This window comes from Enterobacter sp. MALB-1 (assembly GCF_041021625.1).
Lineage (GTDB): Bacteria > Pseudomonadota > Gammaproteobacteria > Enterobacterales > Enterobacteriaceae > Enterobacter > Enterobacter oligotrophicus.
The window spans coordinates 623,283-641,663 of record NZ_JBDPJL010000001.1; the positions used below are offsets into that span (position 1 = coordinate 623,283).

Here is an 18,381-nt window from a genome sequence, read left to right on the forward strand (position 1 = left end):
TCTTTGCTTTTACAGGAAGTGACAGAATTTACCGACAACGCCCAGCACTACGGTGATACCAATCAGGCGCAGCGGGCTCCAGCCACGGCGTACCAGCCAGAACATGGCCAGGGTGTAGACCAGTGGCAGGAAGGCAGGCATCAGCTTGTCGATCACGTCGGTTTGTAGTTTGACAACCGCATCACCCGCTTTGATTTCGAGCGTCGTATTAAGGCGGACATAGGTTGCGACCAGTGCGCCGATCACCGTCATCCCGACGATGGAGGCCGCGTGCCCGACCTTCCTGGTGTTGGCTTTAATCAGTGGGATTGCCGCAACGCCCATACGATAAGCGTAGTGCGCCAGACCAAAACGCAGGCCGAGATGCACCACGTTAAACAGCACGATGAAAACTACGGCACCAAGAATGGAGCCTTGAAGCGCCAGGCTGGCACCAATACCACCGCAAATTGGCAGTAGCGTCAGCCAGAACATAGCGTCACCGATACCGCCGAGGGGCGCACCCACGGCAATTTTGGTGCTCTGAATGCTGTTTACATCCTGCTTGGAGCGTTCCATCGCCAGAATAATGCCGATAACGAAGGTCACCAGGAATGGGTGAGTGTTGAAGAAGCCCATATGGCCCTTCATGGCGCGCGCCAGATCCCGCTTGTTGGTGTGGATTTTTTTCAGCGCGGGCAGTAACCCATACAGCCAGCCGGAGGCCTGCATACGTTCGTAGTTAAACGAGGCCTGCAAAAGCATGGAACGCCAGGCTACGCGGTTAATATCCTTTTTCGTCAACTCGGCACCGATGTTTTGGTCTTCATAGACGTTTTCATTTACGCCGGTGAGCAGCGTCTCTTCGCTTTCGGACACGCCCGGCAACGTTGTGTGATTAGATGCCATCTTCGAATTCCTCTTTCTGGGCTGCAGGGGCCGTCGGTTCAGGCGATTTACGCAGCAGGTCGATTAGCGCCATTGCCAGCGCGGCGGCTGCAATCGCCAGTACAGGCAACTTGAGCCAGGCGGCGGCAACAAAACCGATAATGAAGTAAGGGATGTAGACGTTTTTCATCATGATCTTCAGCAATACGGCGAAGCCGATGGCTGGCATGATGCCGCCCGCGACACCGAGGCCGTCAATCAGACGCTCCGGCAGGACATCAATGGCGGTTTTCGCATGTTCCGCACCGAAGTAAATTGGCAGGAACGCGCACAAAAAATAGAAAATACCGAGTGCCAGCAGCGCCAGATAGTTGACCCGTTCAATACCGTGGGTATCGGCATTGGCGGCCATGCGATCGCAGCGGGACATGACGCCGGACATCACCGAGAACAGGAAAGTAATCCCCATCTGCACCGCGACGGCAAACGGGACGGCGACGCCAACGGCGACATCCGGTTTTACGCCCGTAGTAATTGCGAATGTCGTACCCACAATGGTGCCGATAATCACGTTTGGCGGCTGTGCGCCTGCCAGCGGAGCCAGCCCCATCCAGACCAGCTCTAACGTACCGCCGGTCAAAATACCGGTATGCAGATCGCCCAAAATCAAGCCGACCAATGGCCCTAGCACAACCGGGCGGTGCATGTGTGTTAACCCGTTAAACATATCCAGGCCCGCGATAAAGGCGAGAAGGCCCAGTGCGAATGCCTGCAACAGACTGATTTCCATTGTGAATCCCTCAAAGCAGTTTAAAGAGATCCAAAGCAGTTTCTGTTGGAACGCCCTGAACGAAGCATTCCACTCCGGCAGATTTCAGGCCGTTGAACGCGGCGATATCGTTCGCGTCGACAGATACCGTTTTGGCAATTTGTTGTTTGCCATTGGCGTAGTGCATGTTTCCTACGTTGATACGGGTAATGGGCACGCCACCCTCAACCAGCGTTAAAAAATCGGCGGGTGATTTGCAGACCAGCAGGATTTTCTGACGGTCGGCGGCGCGGTGAATATTGTCGATCACTTTTTGCAGCGACCAGAAGCGAACGGCAATCCCTTCCGCAAGCACCATTTCCATCAGGTTTTGCTGAACCGGATCGTCTGCAACCTCATCGTTTGCCACCAGCACCAGGTTTGCCCCCGCAAACCCGACCCACTGCACGCCCACCTGACCGTGAATCAGACGTTCATCAATGCGGCATAAGACAATGTTTGGCATAGCGTTTTCCTCTTTTTAATTATGTGTTTTGAGTCGTTACGCCTTCGCAGGCGGCATGGTACTGCTGAAGTATGTCCTGAATGTGGTCGATGATGAGTTCCCGTGGTGTTGACTTGAGAGCACCCTCGCGAACTTTGCTGTACTGCAACGGCAGGTACTGGCTAATTAGCGGCAGCGGGATCGGTTCATCCACCAGGTTGCGTACCAGTCGTTCAAAGGCGTCGTCAATCTGGCTGTCGGGCCAGTAATAGCGCACGCGGTCGGAGTAGCTGTAGCCGCGCGCCAGGCGTCGGGCATTACCGTCACCGTGGTAATGGCTTTGCCAGTATTCCGGCCGGTCAAGCATCACGTTTTCCAGCACATGGCGCAGGCCAGAGCTGGCTTTTGCAGGCAGCAATTCTTCTTCAATGGCGGCCAGTGAGAACAGCGCTTCGCGCAGGGCGAAGGTCAGGGCAGGGCCAACTTTCAGGATGGCAAAGTGATCTTTCACCAGTTGACGAAGCGCCTGTGGTGTCTGGTAATCGGTGGAGTGCGCTTCAAACACCAGCGTGTCGTACGCTTCCACCATTTTGCTCAGCGCGACGGCTTTGTGTGGCTGATAATCGCAGACGTGCGCGTGGTCAAATTCGACGCCGGGCTGAACCACCAGACCAATAATGCGCGGCCAGATGTCGCTCAAGCCCTCTTTTTCGAATGCGTGGCGGTGCGCTTCAAGCGTGGCGCGGGCCGCGTCTGGCGTGGTGACGTCGAGTTCGGTCAGCGTCTCGTGTGCGCCGCCGGGAACGGGGACCTCTGTACCGATAACGTAAACCAGATCCGATGTACCAAACTGTTCGCGACAGGTCTTTTCGGCGATTTTCGCCAGACGAGCCGCACGTTGCGCGACGATTGCATCGGTTAACGGCACCGGATCGTCTTCACAGGACATGCTGCAGTCGAGATGGATCTTTTTGAATCCGGCAGCAACATAGCTTTTGATCAGATCGTCGGCATTTGCCATCGCCTGATGCGCAGGCAAATTTTGCCACCGGTTAGGCCCTAAATGATCGCCCCCGAGGATCAGCTGTGATGTCGGCAAACCGAGTGACGCGGCCAGCTGCCAGACAAACCCGTGAAAATCAGCGGGCGTCATACCGGTATAGCCGCCAAACTGATCCACCTGGTTGGAGGTGGCTTCAATTAATAGCGGCGTCTGATGCGAATGCGCGTAGCGAATTGCAGCTTCAAGTACCAATGGATGTGCGGAACAGACGGCATAAATCCCGTTTGCATTCCCCCGTTTATGTTGTTCCACCATTTCTGTCAGATGTTTCACTTTCCTCTCCATTTCGGATGGTGATGGTATTCATCTTTCGTTTTGTTTCATTTAATCCTGCATCATGGTGGTATAAAAATAAAACGAAAGATAATAGTTTTCCGATCTGTTTCACAAAAGAAACATAATGAAAGGTTTCAGCCGCTGGTATGCTTGTGTCTGATGGCCAGACAGGACTTGCATTCCCGTAAAAGAAAGGCCTTAATAGGCAAAACGAAATGAAACGAAAGTTTATTTATTAAGGAGCTCGCATGAGCAGCACCGATTCATCCGCAGAAAAACGCATCACCGGCACCAGTGAAAGGCGAGAGCAGATTATTCAGCGGTTGCGGGCGCAGGGAAGCGTGCAGGTTAACGATCTTTCTCATTTATACGGTGTGTCGACGGTGACGATCCGTAACGATCTGGCCTTCCTGGAAAAGCAGGGGATTGCCGTTCGCGCTTACGGTGGAGCGTTGATTTGCGAAGGGAATACGCCTGGCGTTGAGCCTTCCGTTGAGGATAAAAGCTCTCTGAATACGGCAGTGAAGCGCAGCATCGCTCAGGCGGCGGCTGAGCTGGTAAAGCCAGGACACCGTATCATTCTGGACTCCGGCACCACGACGTTTGAAATCGCCCGTATGCTGCGCCAGCATACGGATGTGATTGCGATGACCAACGGCATGAATGTCGCAAACGCGTTGCTGGAAGCGGAAGGGGTGGAATTGCTGATGACCGGCGGGCATTTACGCCGTCAGTCGCAATCTTTCTATGGCGACCAGGCGGAGCAATCATTACAGAATTACCATTTTGACCTGCTGTTTCTGGGCGTCGACGCCATCGATCTCGATCGCGGTGTGAGCACGCACAATGAAGATGAAGCACGCCTGAATCGCAAAATGTGCGAGGTGGCAGAGCGCATTATTGTGGTCACAGACTCTAGCAAGTTTAACCGCTCAAGCCTGCATAAAATCATTGATACGCAACGGATTGATATGATTATTGTCGATGAAGGTATTCCGGCGGAGAGTCTGGACGGGTTGCGGAAAAGCGGAATTGATGTGGTGCTGGTTTAAAGGCTCGGTGCAGTTTTTACCCTCTCCCCTGTGGGGAGAGGGCAGGGTGAGGGGACATCACGTCACCGGTGCCGGGTTAAACACCGCCAGCTGATTATGTAATCCCCATTGGTCGGAGAAGGTTTTCTTCCTGCCGCTCGCCACATCCAGAATGAAGTGGAACAACTTCCAGCCTACCTCCTCAATGCTCTCTTCCCCGGTGGCGATGGTGCCCGCGTTGATATCCATTAAGTCATACCAGCGGTTTGCCAGCTCGGTACGCGTCGCCATCTTGATGACCGGCACTGCCATCAGGCCATACGGCGTGCCGCGTCCGGTGGTGAAGACCTGCACCGTAATGCCGGATGCCACCTGCTGCGTGCCGCAAACAAAATCACTGGCTGGCGTTGCCGCATAAATCAGGCCGCGTTTGGTTGGGCGCTGGCCGGGAGAGAGCACTTCCGCAATGGCGCTCTGCCCGGATTTGGCAATTGAACCGAGGGCTTTTTCCACCACGTTTGCCAGGCCGCCTTTTTTATTCCCCGGAGACGGGTTGGCGCTGCGGTCGGTTTTACCCATATCAAGATAGTTATCGTACCAGGCCATCTCTTCCAGCAGGCGCTTGCCGACCTCTTCGCTGACAGCGCGCGGCGTAAGAAGATGGATGGCATCACGCACTTCGGTGACTTCTGAGAACATCACCGTGGCACCGCAGCGGACGAAAAGGTCGGACGCATACCCCACCGCCGGGTTAGCGGTGACGCCGGAAAACGCATCGCTGCCGCCGCACTGGGTACCCACCACCAGCTCAGAAGCCGGGCAGGTCTCGCGCTGGCGCGTGTTGAGTTTGTCCAGATGACGTTCCGCCACCTGAAGAATATCGTCGACCATTGAACGAAAACCGACGTGGTGTTCGTCCTGCAGACGCACGATGCTGGCATCGTCTGCCGGAATCGCTTTCACATCCTCGGTGCCCTGCAGCAGACGTTCTGGCTGTAGTTTTTCACAGCCGAGGCCAATCACCATGACCTCACCGCCAAAGTTCGGGTTCAGCGCGATGTTGTGGATGGTACGAATAGGCACGACCGCTGCGGGCGCGTTGATCGCCACGCCGCAGCCGTAAAGGTGGTTCAGCCCGACTACGCCGTCCACGTTCGGGTATTTCGGCAGCAGATCGCGTTCGATGATTTTCACCACGTAATCGACCACGCCCGCCACGCAGTGCACGCTGGTGGTAATGCCGAGCAGGTTTTTGGTGCCGACGCTGCCGTCCGCGTTGCGATAGCCTTCAAAGGTATACCCTTCCAGCGGTGGCAGCGGTTCAGGCACGCGTGTTGCCAGCGGCAGGGTGTTCAGCGGCGGCGCTTTAGGCAGCTCAACCAGCGACTCCTCAATCCAGCTTCCTTGCGGGATGGCGCGCACCGCATAGCCAATGACTTCCCCGTAACGCACGATTTCACCGTGCGCGGGGATATCCACCAGCGCAACTTTATGCCCTTGTGGAATATGCTCAATCAGTTCCAGCCCGTCCGGGAAACGGGTTCCCGCTTTTAAGCCGTTGTCGTTAACAATAATCGCCACGTTATCGGTATCGTGTACTTTTATATAAAACGCCGTCGGCGATGCTTGTCGAATTTCAATGTCGGCCATTGTTCAGTATTCTCCAGCAAAATGTCTGATAATAAATGCAGGCAGATCGGTATCTATTTTCTTATTATCGAAATAAAGATGCTGCTTTCTTAAATAAAGAATGTCAGGACTTCAGATATAAGAATGTGATCCAGATCACTCGCTGAGGCGAGAAGTGGCGCTACCTGGGTGCTAATCCGTGATTCTGTGCATTAGCGCCCAGTGCTTTGTGCATATGCTCAAAATATTATTAAAAATAGCGTCAATTATTGAGCTTTAATCCAGTGTTAAGCCACGGGTCGATGATTATACTGAATGACGATTTCATTGCGTCTGGTTAATTACCTGATATGACCTGCTATCGATAAATAATCAGGAAATACTCTTTTTAAAATTATAAATATAAAATATCGATATGCCCGAGGAAATAAACATGATACTGGATACCACTGTAGAATCAAAAAAGGGTGTGCCCACCCGATATTTAATTCTGCTCATTATTTTTATCGTCACGGCCATTAACTATGCTGACCGTGCGACGCTCTCCATTGCCGGTACGGAAGTCGCGAAAGAACTGCAACTGAGCGCCGTCTCAATGGGTTACATCTTTTCCGCGTTTGGCTGGGCCTACCTGCTGATGCAGATCCCCGGCGGCTGGTTGCTCGATAAGTTCGGCTCCAAAAAGGTTTACACATATAGCCTGTTCTTCTGGTCGCTGTTCACATTCCTGCAGGGCTTTGTGGACGTCTTCCCGCTGGCCTGGGCGGGCGTGTCGATGTTTATCATGCGCTTTATGCTCGGCTTCTCGGAAGCGCCGTCATTCCCGGCGAATGCCCGTATTGTGGCGGCCTGGTTCCCGACCAAAGAGCGTGGTACGGCATCGGCTCTCTTTAATGCGGCGCAATATTTCTCACTGGCAATCTTCTCTCCGCTGCTGGGCTGGTTAACCTTTGCCTGGGGCTGGGAACATGTCTTCACCGTGATGGGCGTGATTGGTTTTGTGCTGACCGGCATCTGGGTGAAGTTTATCCATAACCCGACCGACCATCCGCGCATGTCTGAGCAGGAGCTGAAGTTCATCTCCGAAGGCGGCGCGGTGGTGGATATGGACCACAAAAAGCCGGGTGCGCAGGTTGCGAGCGGTCCTAAGCTCCATTACATCAAACAGTTATTGACCAACCGCATGATGCTGGGCGTCTTTTTTGGTCAATACTTTATCAACACCATCACCTGGTTCTTCCTCACCTGGTTCCCGATTTATCTGGTGCAGGAAAAGGGAATGTCGATTCTGAAAGTGGGCCTGGTGGCCTCGATTCCGGCGCTGTGCGGTTTTGCCGGTGGCGTGCTGGGCGGGGTGTTCTCGGATTATCTGATTAAGCAGGGCAAGTCGATCACCCTGGCGCGTAAGCTGCCAATTGTGCTCGGTATGCTGCTGGCGTCGTCCATCATTCTGTGTAACTACACCAATAACACCACGCTGGTGGTGGCCCTGATGGCGCTGGCGTTCTTCGGCAAAGGCTTTGGTGCGCTGGGCTGGCCGGTGATTTCCGACACGGCACCAAAAGAGATTGTCGGCCTGTGCGGCGGGGTGTTTAACGTCTTTGGCAACGTGGCGTCGATTGCGACTCCACTGGTCATTGGTTATCTGGTCAGTGAACTGCATTCGTTCAACGCGGCACTGGTATTCGTTGGCTGTTCAGCGTTGATGGCGATGGTCTGCTACCTGTTCGTGGTAGGCGACATCAAACGTATGGAATTGCAGAAATAAGCAAAGGTATAAGCGATGAGTAACGATATCTTCCCGAACAAGTTTAAAGCGGCCCTCGCGGCGCACCAGATCCAGATTGGCTGCTGGTCTGCGCTGGCAAACCCGATCAGCACCGAAGTGCTGGGTCTGGCCGGGTTCGACTGGCTGGTGCTGGACGGCGAACATGCGCCGAACGATATCAGCACTTTTATTCCACAGCTGATGGCGTTAAAAGGCAGCCCGAGCGCGCCGGTGGTGCGTGTTCCTACTAATGAGCCGGTGATCATCAAGCGTCTGCTGGATATCGGTTTCTACAACTTCCTGATCCCGTTCGTAGAAACGGAAGAAGAAGCGGTGCTGGCCGTAGCCTCTACCCGCTATCCGCCGGAAGGCATTCGCGGCGTGTCCGTTTCACACCGCGCCAACATGTTTGGCACCGTGCCGGACTACTTTGCGCAGTCCAACAAGAACATCACCATCCTGGTACAGATTGAGAGTCAGCAGGGCGTTGATAACGTCGATGCCATTGCCGCAACCGACGGTGTAGACGGCATCTTCGTGGGGCCAAGCGATCTGGCCGCTGCGTTAGGACACCTGGGCAACGCGGGTCATCCGGACGTGCAGCGCGCCATTCAGCACATCTTCACCCGCGCCAAAGCGCACGGTAAACCGTGCGGCATTCTGGCTCCTGTTGAAGCTGATGCCCGCCGCTATCTGGAGTGGGGCGCGACGTTTGTTGCCGTTGGCAGTGACCTCGGCGTATTCCGCTCCGCCACGCAGAAATTAGCAGACGCTTTTAAAAAATAACCATCATTGAGGACAAGATTATGACGCTGAAAGTGGGCTTTATTGGCTTAGGTATCATGGGTAAACCAATGAGTAAGAACCTCATCAAAGCGGGTTACTCACTGGTGGTGTTAGACCGCAATTCAGACGCCGTGGCAGAGGTGATCGCAGCAGGTGCAGAAACAGCCACCACTGCCAAAGCGGTTGCCGAACAGTGCGACGTGATCATCACCATGCTGCCCAACTCCCCGCACGTGAAGGAGGTGGCGCTGGGTGAAAACGGCATCATCGACGGTGCAAAACCGGGCCTGGTGGTGATTGATATGAGTTCTATCGCACCACTGGCAAGCCGCGAAATCAGCGAGGCGCTGAAGGTGAAAGGCGTGGACATGCTGGATGCACCGGTCAGCGGCGGCGAGCCAAAAGCTATCGACGGCACGCTGTCAGTGATGGTGGGCGGCGACAAGGCGATTTTCGACAAATACTACGATCTGATGAAAGCAATGGCGGGCTCTGTGGTGCATACCGGTGAAATCGGTGCGGGCAACGTCACCAAGCTGGCAAACCAGGTGATCGTGGCGCTGAACATTGCTGCGATGTCAGAGGCGCTGACGTTGGCAACCAAAGCGGGCGTAAATCCGGATCTGGTGTATCAGGCTATCCGCGGCGGCCTGGCGGGCAGCACCGTGCTGGATGCCAAAGCGCCGATGGTGATGGATCGTAACTTCAAGCCCGGTTTCCGAATTGACCTGCACATTAAAGATCTGGCGAACGCGCTGGACACCTCCCATGGCGTGGGGGCACAGCTGCCACTGACTGCCGCCGTCATGGAGATGATGCAGGCGCTGCGTGCGGATGGACTGGGCACCGCCGACCACAGCGCGCTTGCGTGCTACTACGAAAAACTGGCGAAGGTGGAAGTTGCTCGCTAATGACGTCCTGCCCGGTGGCGCTACGCTTGCCGGGCCTACGGTCCAGGCCGGATCTGCGCTGTAACAGGCTACAACTATGAAAATCGTAATCGCGCCAGACTCTTATAAAGAAAGCCTTTCTGCCACCGAGGTAGCTCAGGCGATAGAAAAAGGATTTCGGGAGATTTTCCCCGATGCACTTTATGTTTCTGTTCCTGTAGCCGACGGCGGGGAAGGTACCGTTGAAGCGATGATCGCCGCTACCCTGGGTACAGAACAGCATGCCGTGGTCACGGGCCCGTTGGGTGAAAAGGTGAATGCCTGCTGGGGAATGTCCGGTGACGGTAGCACGGCCTTTATTGAGATGGCGGCTGCCAGCGGTCTGGCGCTTGTCCCTCCGGCACAGCGTAATCCACTTGTTACAACCTCACGCGGCACCGGAGAGCTTATCCTCCGCGCACTCGATAAAGGCGCGCGTAATATCATTATCGGCATCGGCGGCAGCGCAACCAACGACGGCGGCGCGGGGATGATACAGGCGCTCGGGGCAAAACTCACCGACGCCAACGGGACGGAGATTGGTTATGGCGGCGGTAGCCTGATGGCCCTTAACAGCATTGATATTTCGGGGCTTGATGGCAGGCTGAAGGGCTGCAAAATTCGCGTCGCCTGCGACGTCACCAATCCGCTGGTGGGAGAGAAAGGGGCGTCGCGCATCTTTGGTCCACAAAAAGGGGCGACCGAGGGGATGATCCTTGAACTTGATGCCAACCTCAGCCACTACGCGGATGTGATTAAAAAATCCCTGCGCATTGACGTAAAGCATGTTCCTGGCGCGGGGGCGGCAGGCGGAATGGGCGCGGCGCTGATGGCGTTTCTCGGTGCGGAGCTTAGGAGCGGCATTGAGATTGTCACCCAGGCGCTTAACCTCGAAGAACATATCCACGACTGTACCTGGGTGCTGACGGGAGAAGGGCGCATCGACAGCCAGAGCATTCATGGCAAAGTACCTGTCGGCGTCGCGGATGTTGCCAAAAAATACCATAAGCCAGTGATTGGGATTGCCGGTAGCCTTACTCCGGACGTAGGCGTGGTGCACCAGTACGGCATCGATGCGGTGTTCAGCGTGCTGACCAGTATTGGCTCCCTGGAGGAGGCGTTCCGCGGTGCGTATGACAACATTTACCGCGCTTCACGCAATATCGCCGCCACTTTGCTGGTGGGGATGCATACCCAAGGGTGACAGCGGCGCGCAAACCCACTATACTGCGCGCCGAAGCTGACCAGACAGTCGCCGCTTCGTCGTCGTCCCTTTCGGGGGAGACGGGCGGAGGGGAGGAAAGTCCGGGCTCCACAGGGCAGGGTGCCAGGTAACGCCTGGGGGGGAAACCCACGACCAGTGCAACAGAGAGCAAACCGCCGATGGCCCGCGCAAGCGGGATCAGGTAAGGGTGAAAGGGTGCGGTAAGAGCGCACCGCGCGGCTGGTAACAGTCCGTGGCACGGTAAACTCCACCCGGAGCAAGGCCAAATAGGGGTTCACATGGTACGGCCCGTACTGAACCCGGGTAGGCTGCTTGAGCCAGTGAGCGATTGCTGGCCTAGATGAATGACTGTCCACGACAGAACCCGGCTTATCGGTCAGCTTCAACTCATTCTAAAACAATACGTTGGTGTGTCTCAGGCTTTATAAGGCAAAACTGTGACACAGACTGTGATACAAACGAGGCACACCAACGGCTGTTCCATCCCGAATATCCTAAAGCGTGGCAACCGCTACCGCCTTCATTTCCGACTACCTTCAGGTGGCTTTTTTCGCATGTCTCTGGATACGCCGCAAGCCATCTCCACCTTTTCATAGCTCGGCCATAGGCATAAATAGGCGGGCAGATGATAATCCCTAAGGCTGACCCTGCAACCTGCGGTTCCGATTCAACAGCCGCTTTCACCAACTCTTTCTGGTCTAGGTACACCAATACCAAAGCCACCACGTAAAAGACTGCCAGGGAAACTTTATCATTCATGGTGAAATAATAAGCAACAGGAAGTATCAAGGGCGCAGTCATGTAGAGATAGAAGCACAGATCCTTATTTTTCAGGTTATTAGTGCTCAAGGTCACAATCCTTTCATGCTGTGAGAGTGAAAATTCAAAGGCACACGATAACCGCATATATAAATAAAATAGATCTTATAGATAAATTTTATCGATATATGCGATTAAAATATCATTACTGAATTCAATAATGAGCCAACTCTGATAACTGTGAGGAGATAAAGAATGAAAGGTTGTGCAGTAATGCTTTGAGGATTATTGATGACCTTAAACGCAACAGTCGGGCGCGTGGCTACGAGCAACCCGAAACGACAACCACGGCAAACGGGCGGACCCGGTGTGTATACAGCAATAGCATTTACACCTTTACCTACGCCACCAGGTCGAAACATTGTCCGTACAGCAAAATCTTCAATACTTCACGGTCTGAATGAAACCACATAATGCATTTATATTATGAATGCATTAAAACGCAGTTTCACTTCAGGTGAAGAGCCGCTTTCGGCGAATGACCGTTATTTTTACAATTCACTCGCAGCAATTTTTTTATGGTAAATAGAGGGACTTATGACCAGAGCGCTGGTAAGGCTCGGAGACAGGACTACGAGCGGTGGAGAGGTTATTTCAGCTTCCTCAACAATTATTGAAGACAGGAATATTGCGCTAAATGGCGATATGGCTTGGTGTCCGAAAGAAACCTGCAATGGACCATTTCAGATAAATGGCACAGCATACTACTTTGCGGAAAACAAACCCTGTGTTGCCACTGGTGATCAGGTGTTGTGTAACTGCAAAAACAATCAGGTAATGGGCACGACAACACTCTGGGTAGAAGACAGCTCGGGCGATCCTTTCGAAGAGCACCAAAAGTGGGCGGCAGAATGGCCCATTAATCAAGCGATTGCCGCTACGGCAGCCTTTAGTGCATTACCTGTTTTTGCAAAATCCTGTTTACGGGGAGAAGGTTGTACCGACGCAGGAACAGATCAGGAATTCGTTGATAATTTCGGTCATGCTGGCTACTACCGAGCGTTGCCTCAACCAGAACAAACTGGATCGGAACCCGTCCAGCACGCGCAGGCAGCAAAGAAGCATAAACCCGCTGAACCGACCCCACCACCAGAAGATAATCGCCCGTGGTATAAACGCCTTTTCAGCTCCCCGGATGCCTCTAAAGCGGCAGCGACCGCTGCGATGGCAACAGCAAGAGCCGCGTCGACAGCAGGGATCACCACTGATGCTGCAATTGAGGCTGGATACGCAGCAATGCAGAAAATCGGCGGGAATCTTTCGACGGCTGGTCACTGGATTGCACCGAACCCCTCTACTATTCTGCTCTTCGGTATGTTCTATTCTCCGAAGCTCAACAGCGGCGAACAGGATTACATCGACAGAATGCGCCTTGAACAGGCCGCACAGAATAAAGAAGATGTTCCTACCCGTATTCGTTTTCGCTGGGAGGCTGACCAGTACGGCACAGTGAAGCCGAAAGGTTTTCACGTTAGTGCGAGAGGCGGTCAGGATAAAGTTCCGGTGCGTATGCTTCAGAAGAATACCGCCACCGGTAACTATGAGCTCTGGGAGGATGGCGCAAACAAACCAACTATCGTATGGACACCAGACGATCCGGGATATGCTTTGCCTTCCAACACCGGCAATCAAGATAACGTCTATATTCCACCAAACGTGCTGGTTTACCCGGAAAGTGAAATCAACAGCCCGTGGTCAACCGTTACCCCTGCACCTGGAGAGCGCCCCTTCCGGGATTATATTCTGGTGCATCCGTTGGGGACGTTTGACCCGATTTATATCTATCTGAATGCGGATCATAAGTATCATGTTGCTCCACGAAGTACACCGCCATTACCCGCATTTCCGGATGCTAAAACGGCTAAGAAAAGAACCCCAGTAAAAGGTGGGGGAACATTGCGCTCAAGATGGAAGGATTCTAAAGGGCGTATTTTCGAGTGGGATTCACAGCATGGTACAGTTGAAATGTATGATCGTTCAGGTCGAAACCATCTCGGGGAGTTTGATCCTGTATCAGGAGAGCAGACCAAGCCAGCGGATCCAACTAGAAGGGTAGAAAAATGACAATTATTTATACTGTTGATGCATTTGATCGTATTGATGAGCTACTTGTTTTTGAGGTTGAAGTACCTAAAGAAAAACTTCCTGAAGTTAGTAACGTTATGGGGTGGAGCGAAGAGGACTATAACGACTTTGTTGCGGGGCTTGGGGGATGGAATCTTACCGAACAAAAAGTTAGAGCCATTGAAGGGATTTTAGGTAAAGAATTCTATCAGGAAGAGCTCGACTACCAGATTTCAGGGGGCGAAGTTTGAAATGATGGATCTCGTCCACTCGTGCCCTTGCTGCGGTCGACATGAGTTTCCCGAAGAAGGTAGTTACGAGATTTGTCCAGTTTGCAACTGGGAAAATGACCCTGTTCAAGCTGAGGACTCTGACTACCGAGGCGGAACTAATGTCATGAGTTTGAACGAAGCACGCGAAGCATTTCGACAAAGTCGAAATGTAAGCTAACCGCTTTCACGGATTTAATCCGTGAGCTAAGTGGCTGGGGCTTAGTCCTGGCCTTTCTTTTGCTTGTTAACCAGCTTTATCTGTCACACAAATTGAGATACAGTCTGCAACACAAGACAACTCCAGCGCCGCAGATGCCTGACGTATGGTTGAACGAACCCGGCTTATCGGTCAGCTTCAACTTCTTAAAGAACCCCGCTTCGGCGGGGTTTTTGCTTTTCGTCCCTGTGTGTCAAATCATCCAAACGATACTAATTCTCAAATTTGCGACACTAAGCACATTTCACTGTTTATAGATTAATGGTTTTCTTCATCCTCCGCAGATGATCGCAATCACAAAATTTCGCGCTAAAAAATCGTGATTTTCCAGTGTTGTTGATTTGTTATGGTTGTTGCCTTAATGGTTCTGAATGTTTTCTTATTTGATAAGCATATATTGAATTCAAAAACATTTACCCTGTGAATGTGTGATGTATTCCACTCTTTCTGCCTGATCGGAAAAATGATTATTATCATATTTGATAAATTACAAAAATGTTTTAAACGAATAATGCCTATTTATTAATCTTTAATTGCCTGAAAGATAGTCTTAATTGATATTTTCATGTGTGAAAAATTCACCATAGTTATCGCCATAAAATAAATTTATTACCGCATATTTTGTTGATCAATATCATCAAGATAGCGTATTTTTAACCGTGTAATTTATTGATTTTAAAGTGTTTTAAAGGCTTTGTGGCGGGTCGTAAAATCCTGTGAAAAGATAAATTGTGAGTAACAGCACATACCCTCTGAAACAATATTGAGTAGAATTCACCCCGTCATAGGGAAATAAGCGCAGAATATTATGAACACTATTATTCTACCGAAAACACAGCACCTTGTTGTATTTCAGGAAGTCATTAAAAGTGGCTCCATAGGTTCTGCTGCAAGACAACTGGGTCTGACGCAACCCGCCGTCAGCAAAATCATCAGCGATATCGAATCCTACTTCGGCGTGGAAGTGATGATCCGCAAAAACACCGGCGTGAAACTCACTGCTGCAGGCCAGGTGCTGCTGTCGTACTCTGAGTCGATCACCCGCGAAATGAAAAACATGGTGAGCGAGATTAACAGCCTCAGTTTTAGTACCGTCATGGATGTCTCCTTTGGTTATCCCTCGCTGATTGGCTTCACCTTCCTGTCGGAGATGATCAAAAAGTTCAAGGAAGTGTTCCCGAAAGCGCGCGTCTCCATGTATGAAGCGCAGCTCTCCTCCTTCCTGCCTGCGATTCGCGATGGCCGACTGGATTTCGCCATTGGTACGCTGAGCGACGAGATGCTGCTGCAGGATCTCCACGTCGAGCCGCTGTTTGAATCCGAGTTTGTGCTGGTTGCCAGTAAATCACGAACGTGCACCGGCTCGACGACACTGGCATCGCTCACGCACGAACAGTGGGTGATGCCGCAAACCGATATGGGCTACTACAAAGAACTCCTGAACACCCTGCAAAACAACCACATCAGTATTGAAAACATCGTCCAGACCGATTCCGTCGTCACCATTTATAACCTTGTCCTGAATGCCGATTATCTCACGGTTATTCCCCGCGACATGATTGCGCCATTCGGTTCCGACCAGTTTGTTGTGTTGCCGGTTGAAGATGAATTACCCGTGGCGCGTTACGCCGCCGTATGGTCAAAAAATTACAGTATAAAAAAATCGGCGTCAGTATTAGTTGAGCTGGCGAAACAATATTCCTCACAGAATAGCGAACGACGACGATGAAGCGTTAATACCCGGTTCAGTATGATTCTTTTTTAAAAAACACCCAGAGCATTATTTACGCTCTGATACCCTGACTTTGCCTGAAAACAATGAATTATTATAACGAGGATATTATGCACATTACCTACGATCTCCCGGTGACCATTGAAGATATTCAGGATGCCAGAAAACGACTGGCAGGAAAAATATATAAAACCGGTATGCCGCGTTCAAATTACCTCAGCGAACGTTGTAAGGGTGAGATATTCCTTAAATTTGAAAATATGCAGCGTACTGGCTCCTTTAAAATTCGCGGTGCGTTTAATAAATTAAGCTCGCTGACCGATGCTGAAAAACGCAAAGGCGTTGTCGCCTGCTCGGCGGGGAACCACGCACAGGGCGTGTCGCTCTCCTGTGCCATGCTCGGTATCGACGGTAAAGTGGTGATGCCGATGGGCGCGCCGAAATCCAAAGTTGCTGCGACCCGCGACTACTCGGCTGAAGTGGTGCTGCACGGCGAAAACTTCAACGACACCATCGCCAAAGTGAGCGAAATCGTGGAGATGGAAGGGCGTATTTTTATCCCGCCATACGACGACGCAAAAGTGATTGCCGGGCAAGGGACCATCGGCCTCGAAATTCTCGAAGATTTATATGATGTGGATAATGTGATTGTGCCCATCGGCGGTGGCGGGTTAATTGCCGGTATTGCCACGGCGATTAAATCCATCAACCCAACCATTAATATTATCGGCGTGCAGTCCGAAAATGTTCACGGTATGGCGGCGTCATACCATGCCGGAGAAATAATGAGCCATCGTGTCACCGGCACATTAGCAGACGGTTGCGATGTTTCTCGTCCGGGTAATTTAACCTTCGAAATTGTTCGTGAATTAGTCGATGACATCGTGCTGGTCAGCGAAGATGACATTCGCAACAGCATGATTGCGCTCATTCAACGAAATAAAGTGGTGACAGAAGGTGCCGGAGCGCTGGCGTGTGCCGCGTTATTAAGCGGCAAGCTCGATCACTATATTCAGGGGCGTAAAACCGTCTGCATTATTTCCGGGGGCAATATCGATCTCTCCCGTGTTTCCCAAATTACTGGCTTTGTTGACGCATAAAAGGATGACCTATGAGCAACACTGAAAGCATTATCGTTGGCCAGACAAAAACGTCCACCTGGCGTAAGTCTGATACCACCTGGACGCTGGGCCTGTTTGGTACCGCCATTGGCGCAGGCGTGCTGTTCTTCCCGATCCGCGCAGGCTTTGGCGGCTTGATCCCCATCCTGCTGATGCTGCTTCTCGCCTTCCCGATCGCCTTTTACTGCCACCGCGCGCTGGCGCGTCTGTGTTTGTCCGGCAGCAACGTCTCCGGGAACATCACCGAAACGGTGGAGGAGCATTTCGGTAAGACCGGCGGGGTGGTGATCACCTTCCTCTACTTCTTTGCGATTTGCCCGCTGCTGTGGATTTACGGCGTCACCATTACTAACACTTTTATGACCTTCTGGGAAAACCAGCTCCAGATGCCCGCGCTGAACCGCGGCTTTGTGGCGCTGTTCCTGTTGCTGCTGATGGCCTTTGTTATCTGGTTTGGTAAAGACCTGATGGTGAAGGTGATGAGCTTCCTGGTGTTCCCGTTTATCGCCAGTCTGGTGCTGATTTCCCTGTCGCTGATCCCGTACTGGAACTCTGCGGTGATCGACCAGGTCAACCTGAGCGATATCGCCTTTACCGGCCATGACGGTATTCTGGTTACGGTGTGGCTGGGGATCTCCATCATGGTCTTCTCCTTTAACTTCTCACCGATCGTTTCTTCATTCGTGGTCTCCAAGCGCGAAGAGTACGAGCCAGAGTTTGGTAAAGAATTCACCGAGCAGAAATGTTCCAAAATCATCGGCCGCGCGAGCATGCTGATGGTCGCCGTGGTGATGTTCTTCGCCTTTAGCTGCCTGTTCACGCTCTCTCCGCAGAACATGGCGGACGCCAAAGCGCAGAATATTCCGGTGCTCTCTTATCTGGCGAACCATTTCGCATCGATGTCAGGGAGCAAATCCACTTTCGCCACCGTGCTGGAATATGGCGCGTCCATCATCGCGCTGGTCGCTATCTTCAAATCCTTCTTCGGCCACTACCTGGGCACGCTGGAGGGGCTGAACGGCCTGATTCTGAAGTTTGGTTACAAGGGCGATAAGACAAAAGTCTCTGTGGGCAAACTGAACACGATCAGTATGGTCTTCATTATGGGTTCCACCTGGGTTGTTGCGTACGCCAACCCGAACATTCTCGACCTTATCGAAGCCATGGGCGCGCCAATCATCGCCTCTCTGCTGTGTCTGTTGCCGATGTACGCCATCCGTAAAGCACCTGCACTGGCGAAATTCAAAGGCAGAGCGGAGAACATCTTCGTGACCACGGTCGGGCTGCTGACCATTCTGAATATCGTTTACAAATTGTTCTGATCAAAGC

17 protein-coding genes and 1 other RNA gene are annotated in these 18,381 nt (G+C 52.3%); 12 read left to right on the forward strand and 6 right to left on the reverse strand.

Translation table 11 applies throughout. The features are described 5' to 3' along the window. Positions 1-9: 9 nt before the first annotated feature. Genes agaE through kbaZ form a run of 4 tightly spaced genes read right to left on the reverse strand, consistent with a single transcriptional unit; the run spans position 10 to position 3,468 of the window. Positions 10-888, reverse strand: coding sequence for a PTS N-acetylgalactosamine transporter subunit IID (gene agaE / locus ABGB15_RS03030; protein ID WP_152082376.1), 879 nt, complete (start codon positions 886-888; stop codon positions 10-12). Then, on the reverse strand, positions 878-1,657 hold the full coding sequence (gene agaW / locus ABGB15_RS03035; protein WP_152082375.1) for a PTS N-acetylgalactosamine transporter subunit IIC: 780 nt from the start codon (positions 1,655-1,657) through the stop codon (positions 878-880). The genes agaE and agaW overlap by 11 nt, the downstream gene beginning before the upstream one ends. A 10-nt stretch (positions 1,658-1,667) precedes the next feature. Next, on the reverse strand, positions 1,668-2,141 hold the full coding sequence (agaV, locus tag ABGB15_RS03040; protein WP_215722446.1) for a PTS N-acetylgalactosamine transporter subunit IIB: 474 nt from the start codon (positions 2,139-2,141) through the stop codon (positions 1,668-1,670). A gap of 19 nt (positions 2,142-2,160) precedes the next feature. Then, positions 2,161-3,468 carry a tagatose-bisphosphate aldolase subunit KbaZ gene (gene kbaZ, locus ABGB15_RS03045; RefSeq protein WP_152082373.1) on the reverse strand — a complete coding sequence of 436 codons (1,308 nt, stop codon included), beginning with the start codon at positions 3,466-3,468 and terminating at the stop codon, positions 2,161-2,163. 239 nt (positions 3,469-3,707) lie between these two features. Between kbaZ and ABGB15_RS03050 the strand changes: the two genes are divergently transcribed. Beyond that, a complete protein-coding gene (locus ABGB15_RS03050; RefSeq protein ID WP_215722447.1) occupies positions 3,708-4,511 on the forward strand; it encodes a DeoR family transcriptional regulator in 804 nt (267 codons plus the stop codon). A gap of 57 nt (positions 4,512-4,568) precedes the next feature. On the opposite strand, the gene garD is transcribed toward ABGB15_RS03050, so the two are convergent. Next, the gene (garD, locus tag ABGB15_RS03055) at positions 4,569-6,140 is read right to left on the reverse strand and encodes a galactarate dehydratase (RefSeq protein WP_215722448.1); all 1,572 of its coding nucleotides are present in this window, start codon (positions 6,138-6,140) and stop codon (positions 4,569-4,571) included. A 412-nt stretch (positions 6,141-6,552) separates the two neighbouring features. Here garD and ABGB15_RS03060 point away from each other — a divergent pair, with 412 nt between their 5' ends. The 5 genes from ABGB15_RS03060 to rnpB all read left to right on the forward strand — a co-directional run bounded on the left by ABGB15_RS03060 (position 6,553) and on the right by rnpB (position 11,215). Continuing rightward, a complete protein-coding gene (locus ABGB15_RS03060) occupies positions 6,553-7,887 on the forward strand; it encodes an MFS transporter (protein WP_152082370.1) in 1,335 nt (444 codons plus the stop codon). Positions 7,888-7,902: 15 nt separating this feature from the next. Further along, complete coding sequence (garL, locus tag ABGB15_RS03065) at positions 7,903-8,673, forward strand: 2-dehydro-3-deoxyglucarate aldolase (protein ID WP_152082369.1); 771 nt, start codon at positions 7,903-7,905, stop codon at positions 8,671-8,673. Positions 8,674-8,693: 20 nt separating this feature from the next. Next, positions 8,694-9,584, forward strand: a complete 891-nt coding sequence (gene garR / locus ABGB15_RS03070) for a 2-hydroxy-3-oxopropionate reductase (RefSeq protein ID WP_152082368.1) — start codon at positions 8,694-8,696, stop codon at positions 9,582-9,584. Between the two features lie 76 nt (positions 9,585-9,660). Then, a complete protein-coding gene (gene garK, locus ABGB15_RS03075; protein ID WP_215722449.1) occupies positions 9,661-10,806 on the forward strand; it encodes a glycerate 2-kinase in 1,146 nt (381 codons plus the stop codon). Positions 10,807-10,838: 32 nt separating this feature from the next. Beyond that, an RNA gene (gene rnpB / locus ABGB15_RS03080) (RNase P RNA component class A) lies at positions 10,839-11,215 on the forward strand. Here rnpB and ABGB15_RS03085 read toward each other — a convergent pair. After that, positions 11,215-11,682, reverse strand: coding sequence for a hypothetical protein (locus tag ABGB15_RS03085; protein WP_313326844.1), 468 nt, complete (start codon positions 11,680-11,682; stop codon positions 11,215-11,217). The genes rnpB and ABGB15_RS03085 overlap by 1 nt on opposite strands. A gap of 501 nt (positions 11,683-12,183) precedes the next feature. Here ABGB15_RS03085 and ABGB15_RS03090 point away from each other — a divergent pair. From ABGB15_RS03090 to tdcC, 6 genes are all read left to right on the forward strand, one after another. Continuing rightward, entirely contained in the window at positions 12,184-13,710 is a 1,527-nt protein-coding gene (locus ABGB15_RS03090) for a colicin E3/pyocin S6 family cytotoxin (protein WP_313326845.1), read from the forward strand. Further along, on the forward strand, positions 13,707-13,961 hold the full coding sequence (locus ABGB15_RS03095) for a pyocin S6 family toxin immunity protein (protein WP_215722452.1): 255 nt from the start codon (positions 13,707-13,709) through the stop codon (positions 13,959-13,961). Before ABGB15_RS03090 ends, ABGB15_RS03095 begins: the two co-directional genes overlap by 4 nt. A 4-nt stretch (positions 13,962-13,965) precedes the next feature. Further along, complete coding sequence (locus ABGB15_RS03100; protein WP_215722514.1) at positions 13,966-14,160, forward strand: CPCC family cysteine-rich protein; 195 nt, start codon at positions 13,966-13,968, stop codon at positions 14,158-14,160. An 847-nt stretch (positions 14,161-15,007) separates the two neighbouring features. After that, entirely contained in the window at positions 15,008-15,928 is a 921-nt protein-coding gene (gene tdcA, locus ABGB15_RS03105; RefSeq protein ID WP_152082366.1) for a transcriptional regulator TdcA, read from the forward strand. Positions 15,929-16,041: 113 nt separating this feature from the next. Continuing rightward, positions 16,042-17,031, forward strand: coding sequence for a bifunctional threonine ammonia-lyase/L-serine ammonia-lyase TdcB (tdcB, locus tag ABGB15_RS03110; RefSeq protein WP_152082365.1), 990 nt, complete (start codon positions 16,042-16,044; stop codon positions 17,029-17,031). Between the two features lie 11 nt (positions 17,032-17,042). After that, positions 17,043-18,374, forward strand: a complete 1,332-nt coding sequence (gene tdcC / locus ABGB15_RS03115) for a threonine/serine transporter TdcC (protein ID WP_152082364.1) — start codon at positions 17,043-17,045, stop codon at positions 18,372-18,374. The last annotated feature ends 7 nt before the right edge of the window (positions 18,375-18,381 follow it).